10 protein-coding genes are annotated in these 16,025 nt (G+C 64.6%); 8 read left to right on the top strand and 2 right to left on the bottom strand.

The window, feature by feature from the left end:
* Window positions 1-32 precede the first annotated feature (32 nt).
* The 5 genes from gltB to eno all read left to right on the top strand — a co-directional run bounded on the left by gltB (window position 33) and on the right by eno (window position 10,092).
* Window positions 33-4,484 (top strand): glutamate synthase large subunit, encoded by a 4,452-nt coding sequence (gltB, locus tag HOP51_RS12005; protein WP_234274134.1) that lies wholly within the window; start codon window positions 33-35, stop codon window positions 4,482-4,484.
* Between the two features lie 23 nt (window positions 4,485-4,507).
* Window positions 4,508-5,929 (top strand): FAD-dependent oxidoreductase, encoded by a 1,422-nt coding sequence (locus HOP51_RS12010; RefSeq protein WP_276574354.1) that lies wholly within the window; start codon window positions 4,508-4,510, stop codon window positions 5,927-5,929.
* Window positions 5,930-6,183: 254 nt separating this feature from the next.
* Window positions 6,184-7,839: a CTP synthase gene (locus HOP51_RS12015; protein WP_234274135.1), complete on the top strand. Its 1,656-nt coding sequence runs from the start codon at window positions 6,184-6,186 to the stop codon at window positions 7,837-7,839.
* Between the two features lie 4 nt (window positions 7,840-7,843).
* The gene (gene kdsA, locus HOP51_RS12020) at window positions 7,844-8,710 is read left to right on the top strand and encodes a 3-deoxy-8-phosphooctulonate synthase (RefSeq protein ID WP_407061801.1); all 867 of its coding nucleotides are present in this window, start codon (window positions 7,844-7,846) and stop codon (window positions 8,708-8,710) included.
* 89 nt (window positions 8,711-8,799) lie between these two features.
* Window positions 8,800-10,092 (top strand): phosphopyruvate hydratase, encoded by a 1,293-nt coding sequence (gene eno / locus HOP51_RS12025; protein ID WP_234274136.1) that lies wholly within the window; start codon window positions 8,800-8,802, stop codon window positions 10,090-10,092.
* A 477-nt stretch (window positions 10,093-10,569) separates the two neighbouring features.
* Here the strand turns inward: eno and fdxA are convergent, their stop codons facing one another.
* Window positions 10,570-10,893 carry a ferredoxin FdxA gene (gene fdxA, locus HOP51_RS12030; RefSeq protein ID WP_010630102.1) on the bottom strand — a complete coding sequence of 108 codons (324 nt, stop codon included), beginning with the start codon at window positions 10,891-10,893 and terminating at the stop codon, window positions 10,570-10,572.
* A 162-nt stretch (window positions 10,894-11,055) separates the two neighbouring features.
* Entirely contained in the window at window positions 11,056-13,644 is a 2,589-nt protein-coding gene (mutS, locus tag HOP51_RS12035) for a DNA mismatch repair protein MutS (protein ID WP_234274137.1), read from the bottom strand.
* A 179-nt stretch (window positions 13,645-13,823) separates the two neighbouring features.
* Between mutS and HOP51_RS12040 the strand changes: the two genes are divergently transcribed.
* From HOP51_RS12040 to HOP51_RS12050, 3 genes are all read left to right on the top strand, one after another.
* Window positions 13,824-14,342, top strand: a complete 519-nt coding sequence (locus HOP51_RS12040) for a CinA family protein (RefSeq protein ID WP_234274138.1) — start codon at window positions 13,824-13,826, stop codon at window positions 14,340-14,342.
* A 132-nt stretch (window positions 14,343-14,474) separates the two neighbouring features.
* Entirely contained in the window at window positions 14,475-15,539 is a 1,065-nt protein-coding gene (gene recA / locus HOP51_RS12045) for a recombinase RecA (RefSeq protein ID WP_234274139.1), read from the top strand.
* A gap of 3 nt (window positions 15,540-15,542) precedes the next feature.
* On the top strand, window positions 15,543-16,025 hold the full coding sequence (locus HOP51_RS12050) for a regulatory protein RecX (protein WP_234274140.1): 483 nt from the start codon (window positions 15,543-15,545) through the stop codon (window positions 16,023-16,025).

The following is a 16,025-nucleotide window of genomic DNA, read 5'->3' on the forward strand; positions in this document are numbered from 1 at the left end:
TTTTGTCAATAGTCATTCTTTGAGGCACGCCCATGAACCGAGGCCTTCATCAACCAGGTGAGTTCCGCGACAATTGTGGATTCGGCTTGATCGCCCATATGGAAGGGCAGGCCAGCCACGACCTGTTGCGTACCGCCATTGAATCCCTCACCTGCATGACCCACCGCGGCGGTATTGCCGCCGATGGTAAGACCGGTGACGGCTGCGGCCTGCTGCTGAAGATGCCCGAGGCCTTCATGCGTGGAGTTGCCGCCGAGTCACTCGACGTCGAGCTCGGCGAGCGGTTCGCCGTCGGGGCGGTATTCCTGCCCGACGACGATGCCAAGGAGGCACGTGCGCGCGGCATCCTCGAAGGCGAGCTGCGGGCCTGCGGCCTGGTGATTCGGGGCTGGCGTGAAGTTCCGGTCGACCCTTCCTGCTGCGGCCCCATCGCTCGTGCCTGCCTGCCGCGGATCCGGCATCTGTTCGTCGAGCCCGGCAAGTTGGGCGATGCCGAACGCTTCGATGTCGACCTGTTCATGGCGCGCCGTCGGGCTGAGCAGATGCTGCGTGACGAAGAGGACTTCTACGTCTGCTCGTTGTCGTCCCGGGTGATTTCCTATAAGGGCCTGATGATGCCGGTAGACCTGCCGACCTTCTATCAGGACCTCGGCGACGAACGCCTGGAGACCGCCATCTGCGTCTTCCACCAGCGCTTCTCCACCAATACCGAGCCGCGCTGGCCGCTGGCCCAGCCGTTCCGCCTGCTGGCCCACAATGGCGAGATCAACACCATCGAGGCCAACCGCAGCTGGGCAAATTCGCGCAAGGAAAACTTCGTCAACGAGCGCCTGCCCGACATCGCCGAGCTCGACGAAATCGTCAACACCGTAGGCTCCGACTCCTCGAGCATGGACAACATGCTGGAAGTGCTGCTTACGGGCGGCATGGAGTTGCATCGCGCGGTGCGCATGATGGTGCCGCCGGCGTGGCAGAACGTGGAAACCATGGGCGCAGAGCTGCGTGCCTTCTATGAATACAACTCCATGCATATGGAGCCTTGGGACGGCCCCGCAGGCCTGGTCATGACCGACGGCCGCCAGGCGGTGTGCATGCTCGACCGCAATGGCCTGCGCCCGGCACGCTGGGTGATCACCAAGAACGGCTATATCACCCTGGCCTCGGAGATCGGTACCTACGACTACAAGCCCGACGAAGTGGTGGCCAAGGGCCGTGTCGGGCCGGGCCAGATACTCGCCGTGGACACCCACACCGGTGAGGTGTTGCACACCGAGGACATCGACGAGCGCCTGCAGTCGGCCTATCCCTACAAGCGCTGGCTGAAGGAGGAGGCGCACTATCTGGAGTCGGCGCTGACCGAGCTGGCCAGCTTCCAGAACATGGACGCCGACGAGGTCAAGACTTGGCAGAAGATGTTCCAGGTCAGCTTCGAGGAGCGCGACCAGGTGTTGCGCCCGCTGGCCGAGAGCGGCCAGGAGGCGGTGGGTTCCATGGGCGACGACACGCCCATGGCGGTGCTGTCGCGCAAGCAGCGCCTGCTGACTGACTATTTCCGCCAGAAATTCGCCCAGGTCACCAATCCGCCCATCGACCCGTTGCGCGAAGCGATCGTGATGTCGCTGGAGACCTGCATCGGCGCCGAACTCAACGTATTCAAGGCCACGCCGGAGCATGCGCATCGCATTATCCTGACCACGCCGGTGCTGTCGCCGCGCAAGTTCACCGCGTTGCTCGAGCAGGACGATCCGGCCTTCGCCCACCAGCGCCTTGGCCTGGGCTACGACCCCGAGCAGATGGGGCTCAAGGCGGCGATCCTTGAGCTGTGCCGCCGGGCCGAAGCGGCGGTGCACGAGGGCAAGGTGATCCTGGTGCTGTCGGACGCCAATCTCGAAAAGGGTCAGTTGCCGATCCACGCAGCGCTGGCCGTGGGCGCGGTGCATCACCATCTGGGCAAGCTGGCGCTGCGTCCGCGTGCCAACCTGGTGGTCGAGACCGGCTACGCTCGCGATGCGCACCAGATGGCGGTGCTGTTCGGCGTTGGTGCCACCGCGGTGTTCCCGTGGCTGGCCTACCAGGTCATGGCCGACATGCACCGCACTGGCGAACTCGCCGGCAACCCGGCGGATACCCGCGAGAACTATCGCAAGGGCATGCAGAAGGGGCTCTACAAGATTCTCTCCAAGATGGGCATCTCGACGCTTGCCTCCTACCGCGGCTCTCAGCTGTTCGAGGCGGTGGGGCTCTCTTCCGAGGTGGTCGAGCTGTGCTTCACCGGCATGGCCTCGCGCATCGAGGGGACCGGCTTCAGCGAACTGCAGCTGCAGCAGGAGCTGCTGGCGCGTGACGCCTGGACGCCGCGCAAGGGCATCGCCCAGGGTGGCCTGCTCAAGTACGTTCACGATCACGAGTACCATGCTTACAACCCCGACGTGGTCAAGGCATTGCAGGAGGCCGTGCAGGAGGGCGACTACCGCAAGTGGAAGAAATTCGCCCAGCTGGTCAACGAGCGTCCCGCCGCGACCATCCGCGATCTGCTGGGGCTCAAGGCCGCCGAAACGGCGCTGCCGCTCGAGGAGGTGGAGTCGGTCGACGAGCTGATTCCGCGTTTTGACAGCGCCGGCATGTCGCTGGGGGCGCTCTCTCCCGAGGCCCATGAAGCGCTGGCCCAGGCCATGAACGAGGCCGGTGGGCGTTCCAATTCCGGTGAGGGCGGTGAGGATCCGGCGCGCTACGGCACCATCCGCTCCTCCAAGATCAAGCAGATCGCCTCGGGCCGCTTCGGGGTCACCCCGGCCTACCTGGTCAACGCCGAAGTGCTGCAGATCAAGGTGGCGCAGGGTGCCAAGCCTGGCGAGGGCGGCCAGCTGCCCGGCGGCAAGGTCAACGATCTGATCGCGCGGTTGCGCTACTCGGTGCCCGGCGTGACGCTGATCTCGCCGCCGCCGCACCACGACATCTATTCCATCGAGGACCTGGCGCAGCTGATCTTCGATCTCAAGCAGGTCAACCCCGAGGCGCAGGTCTCGGTGAAGCTGGTTTCCGAGCCCGGTATCGGCACCATCGCCACCGGCGTGGCCAAGGCCTACGCCGACCTGATCACCGTGTCGGGCTACGACGGCGGCACCGCGGCCAGCCCGCTGACCTCGATCAAGCACGCCGGCAGCCCTTGGGAACTAGGCCTGCCCGAGGTGCACCAGGCGCTGCGCATCAACGGCCTGCGCGACAAGATCCGCCTGCAGACCGACGGCGGCTTGAAGACCGGCCTCGACGTGGTCAAGGCGGCGATCCTCGGCGCCGAAAGCTTCGGCTTCGGTACCGCGCCGATGGTGGCGCTGGGCTGCAAGTACCTGCGTATCTGTCACCTCAACAACTGTGCCACTGGCGTTGCCACCCAGCATCAGTACCTGCGCGACGAGCACTTCCGCGGCACCGTGGACATGGTCAAGAACTACTTCCGCTTTATCGCCGAAGAGGTGCGTGAGTTGCTGGCCATGATGGGCGTGCGCAAGCTGACCGACCTGATCGGCCGCACCGACCTGCTCGAAGTGCTGGAGGGCGAGACCGCCTCCCAGCGCAAGCTCGACCTGACGCCGCTGCTGGCCAACGACTTCGTGCCGGCCGACGCGCCGCAGTTCTGCCAAGTCAGCCGCAACGTGCCGCACGATCCGGGCGCCAAGAACCAGGAGGTACTGGCGACCATCGAGCGGGCCATCGCCGACAAGAGCGGCGGCGAGTTCGCCTTCACCATCACCAACTGCGACCGCTCGGTGCCGGCGCTCTCCTCCGGCGCGGTAGCCAAGCACTACGGCGAGGCAGGCCTCGAGGACGCTCCGATCACGTTGCGTTTCACCGGCGTGGCCGGGCAGAGTTTCGGCGTGTGGAACGCGCGTGGCCTCAACCTCTATCTGGAAGGAGATGCCAACGACTACGTCGGCAAGGGCATGAACGGCGGCAAGGTGGTGTTGGTACCGCCGCGCTGCAGCCGCTTCGAGAGCCACAAGACGGCCATCATCGGCAACACCTGCCTGTACGGCGCCACCGGCGGCAAGCTGTACGCCGCCGGCACGGCCGGCGAGCGCTTCGCCGTGCGCAATTCCGGCGCCCATGCGGTGATCGAAGGTTCCGGCGACCACTGTTGCGAGTACATGACCGGCGGGCTGGTCTGCGTGCTCGGCAGGACCGGCGTCAACTTCGGTGCCGGCATGACCGGCGGCTTCGCCTACGTACTCGACGAGGACCGTTCCTTCGTCGATCGCTACAACCATGAGCTGGTGGAGATCCACCGGGTCAATACCGAGGCCATGGAGGCCTACCGGCGTCACTTGAGGGAGACCATCGAGGAATTCGTGGCCGAGACGGGCTCTGCCCGTGGGCGCGAGATCCTCGACGACTTCAGCGACTTCGTCCGCCACTTCTGGCTGGTCAAGCCCAAGGCGGCGAGCCTGGGCAGCCTGCTCGATGAATCGCGCAGACGTCCCGAGTGAGCCGGATTCCAGGAGATACACAAATGGCCAACCGTTTGACCAGAAACGACTTCCAGTTCATCGACGTGGGTCGCCAGGATCCGCAGAAGAAGGACGCCCGGACCCGCTCGCGCGAGTTCGCCGAGATCTACGAGCCGTTCAAGCCCCAGGAGGCGGCCAGCCAGTCGCACCGCTGCCTGCACTGCGGCAACCCGTACTGCGAGTGGAAGTGCCCGGTGCACAACTACATTCCCAACTGGCTGCAGCTGGTTGCCGAGGGCAACATCCTCGAGGCCGCCGAGCTGTCGCACAAGACCAACTCGCTGCCCGAGGTATGCGGCCGGGTGTGTCCGCAGGATCGCCTATGTGAAGGCGCCTGTACCCTCAACGACGGCTTCGGCGCGGTGACCATCGGCTCGGTGGAGAAGTACATCACCGACACCGCCTTCGCCATGGGCTGGCGTCCCGACATGTCCCAGGTCACCTGGACCGACAAGAAGGTCGCCATCATCGGCGCCGGCCCGGCGGGTCTGGGCTGCGCCGATATCCTGGTGCGCAACGGGGTCAAGCCGGTAGTGTTCGACAAGTACCCCGAGATCGGCGGTCTGCTGACCTTCGGTATTCCCGAGTTCAAGCTCGACAAGACGGTGATGGAGCGCCGCCGCGCGGTGTTCGAGGAGATGGGGATCGAGTTCCGCCTCAACGTCGAGATCGGCAAGGACATCCCCTTCGAGTCGCTGCTCGAAGAGTACGATGCGGTGTTTCTCGGCATGGGCACCTACAAGTACATGACCGGCGACTTTCCCGGCGAGGACCTGCCCGGCGTGCACAAGGCGCTCGACTATCTGATCGCCAACGTCAATCACTGTCTCGGCTTCGAGACAGATCCTGCCGACTACGTCTCGCTGGAAGGTCAGAAGGTGGTGGTGCTGGGTGGCGGGGACACCGCCATGGACTGCAACCGCACGGCGATTCGTCAAGGGGCGGCCACGGTCACCTGTGCCTATCGTCGCGACGAGGAGAACATGCCCGGCTCCAAGCGCGAGGTGGCCAACGCCCGCGAGGAGGGTGTGGAGTTCCTGTTCAATCGCCAGCCGGTGGCGGTAGTGGGCGAAGACAAGGTCGAGGGAGTCAAGGTCGTGCGCACGCGCCTGGGCGAGCCCGACGAGAATGGTCGCCGTCGCCCCGAGGTAGTGCCAGGTTCCGAGGAGATCCTGCCGGCCGACGCCGTGGTCATCGCCTTTGGCTTCCAGCCGAGCCCGGCGCCCTGGTTCGATAGGTTCGGCATCGAACTCGACGAACGCGGCCGCGTGCTGGCGCCGGAGAAGGGGGCCTACGCCTTCCAAACCACCAACGAGAAGATATTCGCCGGCGGCGACATGGTGCGCGGCTCCGATCTGGTGGTCACCGCCGTGTTCGAGGGGCGCCAGGCCGCCGAGGGCATCCTGGATTATCTGAGGGTGTAAGTTCCGGGCAGCGGGCTTCGGGTTTCGAGCAAGACGCTTCGCGTAGGCTGCGAGCCTCGAGCAAGGCGAAATTATCATCCAGCCCGCAGCCCGCAGCCCGCAGCCCGCAGCCCGCAGCCCGCAGCCCGCAGCCCGCAGCCCGCAGCTGCGCAACGCGCTCGAAATTGAGCCATTGGTCGTAATCTGCTACGCTGTCGTCCCATCCTGGCGCGGCTTTCTGCCGGGCCTACCGATTACGTTTCGACAGGTTCTCCATGACACGATATATCTTCGTGACCGGCGGCGTTGTGTCCTCTCTCGGCAAGGGCATCGCGTCGGCCTCGCTGGCGGCGATTCTCGAGGCGCGTGGCCTCAAGGTCACCATGCTCAAGCTCGATCCTTACATCAATGTGGATCCGGGTACCATGAGCCCTTTCCAGCATGGCGAGGTGTTCGTCACCGAAGATGGCGCCGAGACCGATCTCGACCTGGGTCACTACGAGCGCTTCATTCGCACCAAGATGACCCAGGGCAACAACTTCACCACCGGCCGCGTCTACGAACACGTGCTGCGCCGTGAGCGCCGCGGTGACTACCTGGGCGGCACCGTGCAGGTGATCCCGCACATCACCGACGAGATCAAGCGTCGCGTCTACGCCGGCGGAGAGGGCTTCGACGTGGCGCTGGTGGAAATCGGCGGCACCGTGGGCGACATCGAGTCGCTGCCGTTCCTCGAGTCGATCCGCCAGATCAGAAGCGAGCTGGGGGCGAGCCGGGCGATCTTCATGCACCTCACCCTGGTGCCCTACATCAAGACCGCCGGCGAGACCAAGACCAAGCCGACCCAGCACAGCGTCAAGGAGTTGCGCTCCATCGGTATCCAGCCCGACATCCTGATCTGTCGCAGCGAGGTCGAGCTCGAGGAGACCGAGCGGCGCAAGATCGCGCTGTTCACCAACGTCGAGGAGCGCGCGGTCATCCCGCTGCAGGATGCCGATACCATCTATCGCATCCCGCTGATGCTTCACGAGCACGGCCTCGACGAGATCGTTTGCGACAAGCTGCGACTCGAGGCCGAGCCGGCCGACCTCGCCGAATGGGTTCGCGTGCTCGATGCCAAGCTCAACCCGCTCAAGTCGATCAACATCGCCATGGTCGGCAAGTACATGGAGCTGCTCGACGCCTACAAGTCGCTCAACGAGGCGCTGATCCACGCTGGCATCCAGACCCGGGTCAAGGTCAACGTCGACTACATCGATTCCGAGGACATCGAGCGCCACGGCATCGAGCGCCTGGCCGGCAAGGATGCGATCCTGGTGCCGGGCGGCTTTGGTGAGCGCGGTGTGGAAGGCAAGATCGAGACCGCTCGCTACGCCCGCGAGAACGGCATTCCCTACCTCGGCATCTGCCTTGGCATGCAGGTCGCGGTGATCGAGTTCGCCCGTCACGTGGCCGGTTGGGAGGATGCCAACTCCACCGAGTTCACCCATGACACCCAGCACCCGGTGGTGGGCCTGATCACCGAATGGATCAACGCCGAAGGCAAGATTGAGCTGCGCGACGAGGCTTCCGACCTGGGCGGCACCATGCGCCTGGGCGGCCAGGTCTGTCATCTCGAATCCGGCACCAAGGCACGCGAGGCTTACGGCAGCGACGAGATCGTCGAGCGCCACCGGCATCGTTTCGAGGTCAACAACCAGTTCGTCGAGCAGCTGCAGGAGGCCGGCCTGGTGATCTCCGGCAAGAGCGTCGACAATTCCCTGGTGGAAATGATCGAACTGCCCGACCACCCGTGGTTCGTGGCCTGCCAGTTCCATCCCGAATTCACTTCCACGCCGCGCGATGGCCACCCGCTATTCACCGGATTCGTCAATGCGGCGCTGGAGCACAAGGCGGCGCGCACCCGGGCGCTGTCGTCGCATCAGGAGTGAGACCATGTCCGAGATGGCCCCGTCCGCACCCGAACGTCACGTTTCCATTGCCGGCCTCACCGCCGGCAATTCTTTGCCCTTGATGCTGCTCGGTGGCATGAACGTACTGGAGTCCCGCGAGCTGGCCCTTGAGGTGGCCGAAACCTATGTCGAGGTGACCGGCCGACTCGGCATGCCCTACGTCTTCAAGGCCAGCTTCGACAAGGCCAACCGCAGCTCGATCCATTCGTTCCGTGGCCCCGGGCTGGAGCAGGGGCTCGAGATACTGGCCGAGATCAAGCAGCGCTTCGGCGTGCCGGTGATCACTGACGTTCACGAACCGTGGCAGGCCGAGCCTGTGGCCGAAGTCGCCGACGTCATCCAACTGCCGGCGTTCCTGGCGCGCCAGACCGACCTGGTAGTCGCCATGGCCAGGACCGGCGCGGTGATCAACATCAAGAAGCCGCAGTTCCTGGCCCCCCACGAGATGCGCCACATCATCCGCAAGTGCGAGGAGGCGGGCAACGATCGCGTGCTGCTGTGCGAGCGCGGCTCGAGCTTCGGATACAATAATCTGGTGGTCGACATGCTCGGCTTCGGCGACATGAAGCAGACCGGTTGCCCCGTCTTCTTCGATGTCACCCACTCCCTGCAGCGCCCGGGCGGGCGTGCCGACAGTGCCGGCGGGCGTCGCCAGCAGGTCGCCGAGCTGGCGCGGGCGGGTGTCGCCGTGGGGCTTGCCGGACTTTTCCTCGAAGCCCACCCGGACCCCGACAATGCTCTGTGCGACGGCCCCTGCGCGCTGCCGCTGGACCAGCTCGAGCCCTTCCTGACGCAGCTCAAGGCGCTCGATGAACTGGTCAAGGGCTTCCCGGCACTGAGAATCGAATAACGGCTACCCAGGCAGCTTCTATATAGGCCGAGAGAGAAAGCAGTTCCCATCGACTCAATCAACGCTGACTGAATGAAAGGACGACACAGATGACCAAGATTGTCGAAATCCACGCCCTCGAGGTGCTCGATTCCCGTGGCAACCCCACCGTGCAGGCCGAAGTGCGCCTGGAGAGCGGTGCCGTGGGTGTGGCCTGCGCTCCCAGCGGTGCTTCCACCGGCTCGCGCGAGGCCTTGGAACTGCGTGACGGCGACAAGTCGCGCTACCTGGGCAAGGGTGTGCTGAAGGCGGTCGAGGCGGTCAACGGCGCTATTCGTGGGCGTCTGGTCGGCATGGATGCCCGCGACCAGCGTGGTCTCGACAATGCCATGATCGATCTCGATGGTACCGACAACAAGGCCAATCTTGGTGCCAACGCCATTCTCGCCGTGTCGCTGGCTGCCGCCAAGGCCGCGGCCAACGCCAAGGGCATGCCGCTGTATGCTCATATCGCCGAACTCTATGGCCAGCCGAGTCAGTACAGCATGCCGGTGCCGATGATGAACATCCTCAACGGTGGCGAGCATGCCGACAACAACGTCGACATCCAGGAATTCATGATCCTGCCGGTGGGCGCGTCCAATTTCCGCGAGGCTCTGCGGGTCGGCGCCGAGATCTTCCATGCGCTGAAGAAGGTGCTCTCTGCGCGCGGCCTGGCCACTGCGGTAGGCGACGAGGGCGGCTTCGCGCCGAACCTGGAGTCCAACGCTGAGGCGCTGGCGGTGATCAAGCAGGCCGTGAGCGATGCCGGCTACGAACTCGGCCGCGACGTGACCCTGGCGCTTGACTGCGCCTCCTCCGAGTTCTACCGGGACGGCCAGTACAGCCTGTCGGGTGAAGGCAAGTCCTTTGATGCCACCGGCTTCGTCGACTACCTGGCCGAGCTGTGCGACCAGTACACCATCGTCTCCATCGAAGACGGCATGGACGAATCCGACTGGGACGGCTGGAAGGCGCTGACCGACAAGCTCGGTGACAAGGTGCAACTGGTCGGCGACGACCTGTTCGTGACCAATACACGCATTCTCAAGCGTGGCATCGATGAGAAGATCGGCAACTCCATCCTGATCAAGTTCAATCAGATCGGCTCGCTCTCCGAAACCCTTGATGCCATCAAGATGGCCCAGGATGCCGGCTTCACTGCGGTGATCTCCCACCGTAGCGGCGAGACTGAGGACACCACCATCGCCGACTTGGCCGTGGGCACCTCGGCCGGGCAGATCAAGACCGGCTCGCTGTGCCGCTCCGACCGGGTCGCCAAGTACAACCGGTTGCTGGTGATCGAGCAGCAGCTCGGCGAGCGCGTCGGTTACCCCGGCCGCTCCGCAATCAAGGGTCAATGATTCATCCAACCGACGACATTGCTGACATTCTTGTAGGATATTTGCTACAAAGAGGCGACGATTTAAGCTAATGGAAGCCTCAGAAGGTCGACATTTTAAGTGTCGGCCTTCTTTTATATCTTTGTTTTAAAAGATTTTCTGCTTAGGAGTGGTCAGCGTGAGCCAGGCGATAAGGTTACTTAGGGCGTGCTTGCGCCGTTTGGCGGAACTGCCAGAATGTATGTGGGACAAGGCAGAGCGGGAGGCTCTCCAGCAGGATGCAACGGGATGCTATTTGGGTAGCACGCCCGGTGTGACAGGAAGTCGCCTCCGGGCAGGGACGATGCTACAGGAGAGAGGGCGGAGGGAGCCGCCCAAGGAAATGCTGGGAGCCGGGCGGCCTATGGGCCGCCTTTTTTTGCGTGTCGTAGTCAGTCAAATGTGCCGAGTGCTAGGCAACCCGGCACAGAGAGTTCGATCGGTAGGAAGCTGCGAGACTCAGCGCTCCAGATACTGCAGCTTGCCAGGCTTGCCGTCCCACTCCTCGGCGTCGGCCGGAGGATCCTTCTTTTCCGCAATATTGGGCCACACTTCGGAGAGTTCGGCATTTAGGGCGATGAACTCTTCCTGGCCCTCCGGTAGTTCATCTTCCGAGAAGATCGCTTCGGCGGGGCACTCCGGCTCGCACAGGGCGCAGTCGATGCACTCGTCCGGATGGATTACCAGGAAGTTGGGCCCTTCGTAGAAGCAATCCACCGGGCAGACCTCGACGCAGTCGGTGTACTTGCACTTGATGCAGTTTTCGGTGACGACAAAGGTCATGCCTGTCTCCCTCCTCGCAGCCGGGTCGTGCCCTTCCCGGTTGGTAATGTTCGGTATCAGTCTTAGGTCTGATAGTTATAAAAAATAAACTTTTTATAAGGCTGGAATCGCTGGACGCTTCATTCTAGTCATGCCGCCCTGCCTGAGCAAGCGGCACGGTACCTACAGCTGCTCCCGCCAGGCATAGATCAACTCCAGCGCACGGCGCGGCGTCAATTCGTCGGGGTCGAGGCCGGCCAGTGCATCGAGCAGCGGGTGCGGCGCGGTGGCAAACAGGTCGCTCTGCACCGGCTTGACTGCGCTTGCGCTACTGGCCTCGCCGCGACTGCTCTGGTCCACCTCCTGCTGCTCGAGCTGCGCCAACTTGTCGCGTGCGCGAGCAATGACGGATTGAGGTACGCCGGCCAGTTGGGCCACCTGCAAGCCGTAGCTCTGACTGGCAGGGCCCTCTTCCACCCGATGCATGAAAACGATGCCGTCGCGGTGCTCGGCGGCGGTGAGGTGCACGTTGGCTACCCCCTCGGCCTGTTCGGCCAGCGCGGTCATCTCAAAGTAATGGGTGGCGAACAGGGTGAAGGCGTGCGTGCGGGTCAGGTGCTCGGCGCTGGCCCAGGCCAGTGACAGGCCATCGAAGGTGCTGGTGCCTCGCCCGATCTCGTCCATTAGCACCAGGCTATGGTCGGTGGCGTTGTGCAGGATACTGGCGGTCTCTGTCATTTCCACCATGAAAGTGGAACGGCCGCCCGCCAGGTCGTCCGACGAGCCGATACGGGTGAAGATGCGGTCCACCGGGCCGATGCAGGCTTCGTCTGCGGGGACGAAGCTGCCGGTGTGAGCGAGCAGGACGATCAGCGCGGCCTGGCGCATGTAGGTCGACTTGCCGCCCATGTTGGGGCCGGTGATGACCAGCATACGGCGGCGGTCGTCAAGCACCAGATCGTTAGGTACGAAGGGGGTATCGCTGACGTGCTCCACCACCGGGTGGCGACCGCCGCGAATCACGATGCCCGGCGCTTCAGCGAGACGGGGCCGCGAGAAGCCGAGCGCCTGGGCGCGCTCGGCGAAGGCCGCCAGCACATCCAGGGCGGCCAGAGCACGACCGGTGCCCTGAAGCGCATTGAGTTCGGCGTTGAGTGAATCGAGCAGGCCGTCGTAGAGCAGCTTCTCGCGGGCCAGGGCCCGCGACTTGGCTGACAGCGCCTTGTCCTCAAACTCCTTGAGTTCGGGGATGATGAAGCGCTCGGCGTTCTTCAGGGTCTGGCGCCGGATGTAATCGACCGGTGCTTCGCGGGCCTGGGCGCGGGGGATCTCGATGTAGTAACCGTGCACCCGGTTGTAGCCCACCTTGAGGCCGGCGAGGCCGGTGCGCTCGCGCTCGCGGGTCTCGAGCTGCACCAGGTAGTCGCCGGCATGCTCAGCCAGCCCGCGGTAGTCGTCGAGTTCGGCGTCGAAGCCTTCGCGAATCACGCCGCCGTCTCGGATGACCACGGGCGGGTTGTCGATCAGCCCGCGGGCAAGCAGGTCGGCAAGCTCGGGGTAGGGGCGGATATGGTGACTCAGCTCGTCGAGTGCGGTGCCGTCGCTGTAGCCGGCGAGTTCGCGCTCGAGTTCCGGCAGGGCCAGCAGGGCGTCGCGCAGGCGGGCGAGGTCTCGTGGCCGCGCACTGTAGAGTGCGACACGCGCGAGGATGCGCTCGACGTCACCGATCGCCTTGAGCAACTCGCGCAGGGCCATGAAGCCCTCCTGCTCGAGCAGCAGGGCGACCGCCGCCTGGCGTCCCTGAACCTGGGCACGGTCGCGCAGCGGGCGGTTGAGCCAGCGCTTGAGCAGCCGCGAGCCCATGGCGGTGGCGGTGGTGTCGAGTACACTGGCCAGGGTGTTGTCGCCGCTGCCGCCGAGGTTGGTGTCGATCTCCAGGTTGCGACGGCTGGCGGCATCGATTACCACGGCGTCGTCGCGGTTCTCCACGCCGAGCGCGGTAACGTGAGGTAGCCGCGAGCGCTGGGTGTCGCGGGCGTACTCGACCAGCACCCCGGCAGCAGTGAGCGCCGCTTGGAGATGAGCGCAGCCGAAGCCGCGCAGATCCTGTACCTGGAATTGGTCGCACAGCAGGCGAATGGCGGATTCGAGATCGAACAGCCAGTCGCTCTGGCGGCGCAGGCCCTGCCTTCCCTCCAGGGCAGGCGGCAGTGGCAGGCTTTCGGGTACCAGCAGCTCCGCGGGATCGAGTCGCTGCAGTTCGGCGAGCATATCCCCTTCACCTTCCACCTCCAGCACGCTGAAGCGGCCGCTGGAAAGCTCCAGCCAGGCGATTCCCCAGCAGTTGCTGACGGGATGCACGGCGACCAACAGATTGTCGCGCCGGGCATCAAGCAAGGCCTCGTCATGGAGCGTGCCAGGGGTGACGATGCGCACCACGCGGCGCTCCACCGGTCCCTTGCTCGTCGCGGGATCGCCGATCTGTTCGCAGATCGCCACCGATTCGCCGGCTTTCACCAGACGCGCCAGGTAGCCTTCGGCGCTATGGTAGGGCACCCCGGCCATGGGAATCGGCTTGCCCGCGGACTGGCCGCGTTGGGTCAGGGTGATATCGAGTAGTGCGGCGGCGCGTCTGGCGTCGTCGAAGAACAGTTCGTAGAAGTCGCCCATTCGATAGAAGAGCAGCACGTCGGGGTGCTCGCGCTTGATCTTCAGGTACTGAGCCATCATTGGGGTATGGCTCGGCACATCCGTCTTGACCGCGTCGTTCATGCTTTCTCGGCTGGCTTGTCGGTTGTGTGGGGCATGGAGAGAGCAAGGTTACCACGCCCCACCCGCGCTCGACACGGTCGAAGCCTATACCTGCTGCCGAGGGTAAGGATGCGCTATGGTAAGGCAGTCGCAGGACATGCGGTCGGTGCCACCGACTCTCTCGCAAAAGGAGCGATACCATGCCCCATAGTGCATCCAGTCTGGCCAACCTCGATCTTGCCACGCTCGCCGAGCGGCTCGGCCGGCGTTGTCGCGAGCATGGCGTCAGCGTCACCGCGGCCGAATCCTGCACCGGAGGCGGGGTGGCCAGCGCCATTACTTCGGTCGCCGGCAGCTCGGATTACTTCGAGACCGGCTACGTGACCTATTCCAACGCCGCCAAGGCACGTCTACTCGGTGTGCCTGAGGCAACGATTGCCCAGCACGGGGCGGTCAGCCGCGAAGTGGTGGAGGCCATGGTGGCCGGTGCCTGTCGCGACAGCGGGGCCAAGCTCGGTGTAGCGATCAGTGGTGTGGCGGGGCCCGACGGCGGCACGCCGGAAAAACCGGTAGGCACCGTGTGGCTGGCCTGGGGCAGCGAGGCACGGCAGCAGGCCGAGCGCTTCCAGTTTCCCGGCGATCGCCGTGCGGTACGCGAGCGCGCGGTACGCCAGGCCATCGTCGGGCTGATTCGCTACCTCGAGACCGAGCCGCATTAGTAGTGCTAGGCGCGCGGCGTTTTTTTCGTCATACTACTGTCCAACCATACAGTGTCAGGCGAGCTCCCCCGTCGGCAGCCCGCCCTACATTCTGCATCTGCAAGCGTCAGCGAGTTCTGCGAGGAGAGCCACATGGCACAGGATGAAAACCGCTCCAAGGCATTGAATGCCGCCCTTTCCCAGATCGAGCGCCAGTTCGGCAAGGGCACCGTCATGCGTCTGGGCGATGCGCCGCGGGTGACGATGCCGTCGGTGTCCACCGGCTCGCTGGGCCTCGATATCGCACTCGGCATCGGTGGCCTGCCATACGGTCGCGTGGTGGAGATCTTCGGCCCGGAATCCTCGGGCAAGACCACCCTGACGCTGTCGGTGATCGCCGAGGCCCAGAAGCAGGGCAAGACCTGCGCTTTCATCGACGCCGAACACGCGCTCGACCCGAGCTATGCCGAAAAGCTCGGCGTCAACCTCGATGACCTGCTGGTCTCGCAGCCCGATACCGGCGAGCAGGCGCTGGAGATCTGCGACATGCTGGTGCGCTCCGGCGGGGTCGACGTGATCATCATCGACTCGGTGGCGGCGCTCACCCCGCGTGCTGAGATCGAGGGCGAGATGGGCGACTCCCACGTTGGCTTGCAGGCGCGTTTGATGTCCCAGGCGCTGCGCAAGATCACCGGCCACATCAAGAACGCCAACTGCCTGGTGGTGTTCATCAACCAGATCCGCATGAAGATCGGCGTGATGTTCGGCAGCCCCGAGACCACCACCGGGGGCAATGCACTCAAGTTCTACGCCAGCGTGCGCCTCGACATCCGCCGCACCGGCTCGGTCAAGCAGAGCGACGAGGTGATCGGTAACGAGACCCGGGTCAAGGTGGTGAAGAACAAGGTGGCGCCGCCGTTCCGTCAGGCCGAGTTCCAGATTCTCTACGGTAAGGGTATTTACCATGCCGGTGAGGTGATCGACCTCGGCGTGCAGTGCAACCTGGTCGACAAGGCCGGGGCCTGGTACAGCTACCAGGGGAACAAGATCGGCCAGGGCAAGGCCAACGCCGCTCAGTTCCTTGAGGACAACCCGGCAGTGATGGAAGAGATCGAGAGCCAGATCCGAGGCCAACTGCTGGTCACGGCAGCGCCCAAGGAGGAGGAGACCGAGGAAGCCGTGGCGGCCGATGCCGGGCGCGAGGACGGCCTGCTCTAAGCCATGCTGGTACGCTCTGAAGCCGAACATGCGTCGTCCCCGTGGGACGACGCCATCCGTTTGCTGGCCCGACGTGAGTATTCGCGTGCCGAGCTGGCGCAGCGGCTATCGGCCCGGATCCACTCCCCCGAGGCGATCGATGACTGTCTCGATGCGCTGGCCGAGGCTGGTCTGCAGTCCGACGCCCGCTTCGCCGAGAGCTTCCTGCGCTCGCGGGTGACGCGCGGCCAGGGCCAGCTGAAGATCCGCGCTGAGTTGGAGCGGCGCGGCGTCGAGCGCACCCTGATCGCGGCCGTTCTGGCCGAGGTCGAGCAGGAAAGCGAGATCGACTGGTTCGAGCTTGCCCGCGAGGTGCTCGAACGACGCTTCTCCAGCCCAGGCGACTCCCCCCGCGAACGCGCCCGGCGCGAGCGCTTTCTGGCCTCGCGTGGCTTCGACTTCGAGCAGATTCGTTACGCTCTGGAGCGACTCGGCGCCACCGAATGA

The organism is Billgrantia zhangzhouensis, from assembly GCF_021404465.1.
GTDB lineage: Bacteria > Pseudomonadota > Gammaproteobacteria > Pseudomonadales > Halomonadaceae > Halomonas > Halomonas zhangzhouensis.

Bases quoted from the DNA above. Each gene is read 5' to 3' on its own strand.
- gltB (WP_234274134.1), top strand. From the start codon at position 33: ATGAACCGAGGCCTTCATCAACCAGGTGAGTTCCGCGACAATTGTGGA.
- kdsA (WP_407061801.1), top strand. From the start codon at position 7,844: ATGTCCGAGATGGCCCCGTCCGCACCCGAACGTCACGTTTCCATTGCC.
- HOP51_RS12050 (WP_234274140.1), top strand. From the start codon at position 15,543: ATGCTGGTACGCTCTGAAGCCGAACATGCGTCGTCCCCGTGGGACGAC.
- HOP51_RS12040 (WP_234274138.1), top strand. From the start codon at position 13,824: ATGCCCCATAGTGCATCCAGTCTGGCCAACCTCGATCTTGCCACGCTC.
- HOP51_RS12015 (WP_234274135.1), top strand. From the start codon at position 6,184: ATGACACGATATATCTTCGTGACCGGCGGCGTTGTGTCCTCTCTCGGC.
- mutS (WP_234274137.1), bottom strand. From the start codon at position 13,644: ATGAACGACGCGGTCAAGACGGATGTGCCGAGCCATACCCCAATGATG.
- recA (WP_234274139.1), top strand. From the start codon at position 14,475: ATGGCACAGGATGAAAACCGCTCCAAGGCATTGAATGCCGCCCTTTCC.
- HOP51_RS12010 (WP_276574354.1), top strand. From the start codon at position 4,508: ATGGCCAACCGTTTGACCAGAAACGACTTCCAGTTCATCGACGTGGGT.
- fdxA (WP_010630102.1), bottom strand. From the start codon at position 10,893: ATGACCTTTGTCGTCACCGAAAACTGCATCAAGTGCAAGTACACCGAC.
- eno (WP_234274136.1), top strand. From the start codon at position 8,800: ATGACCAAGATTGTCGAAATCCACGCCCTCGAGGTGCTCGATTCCCGT.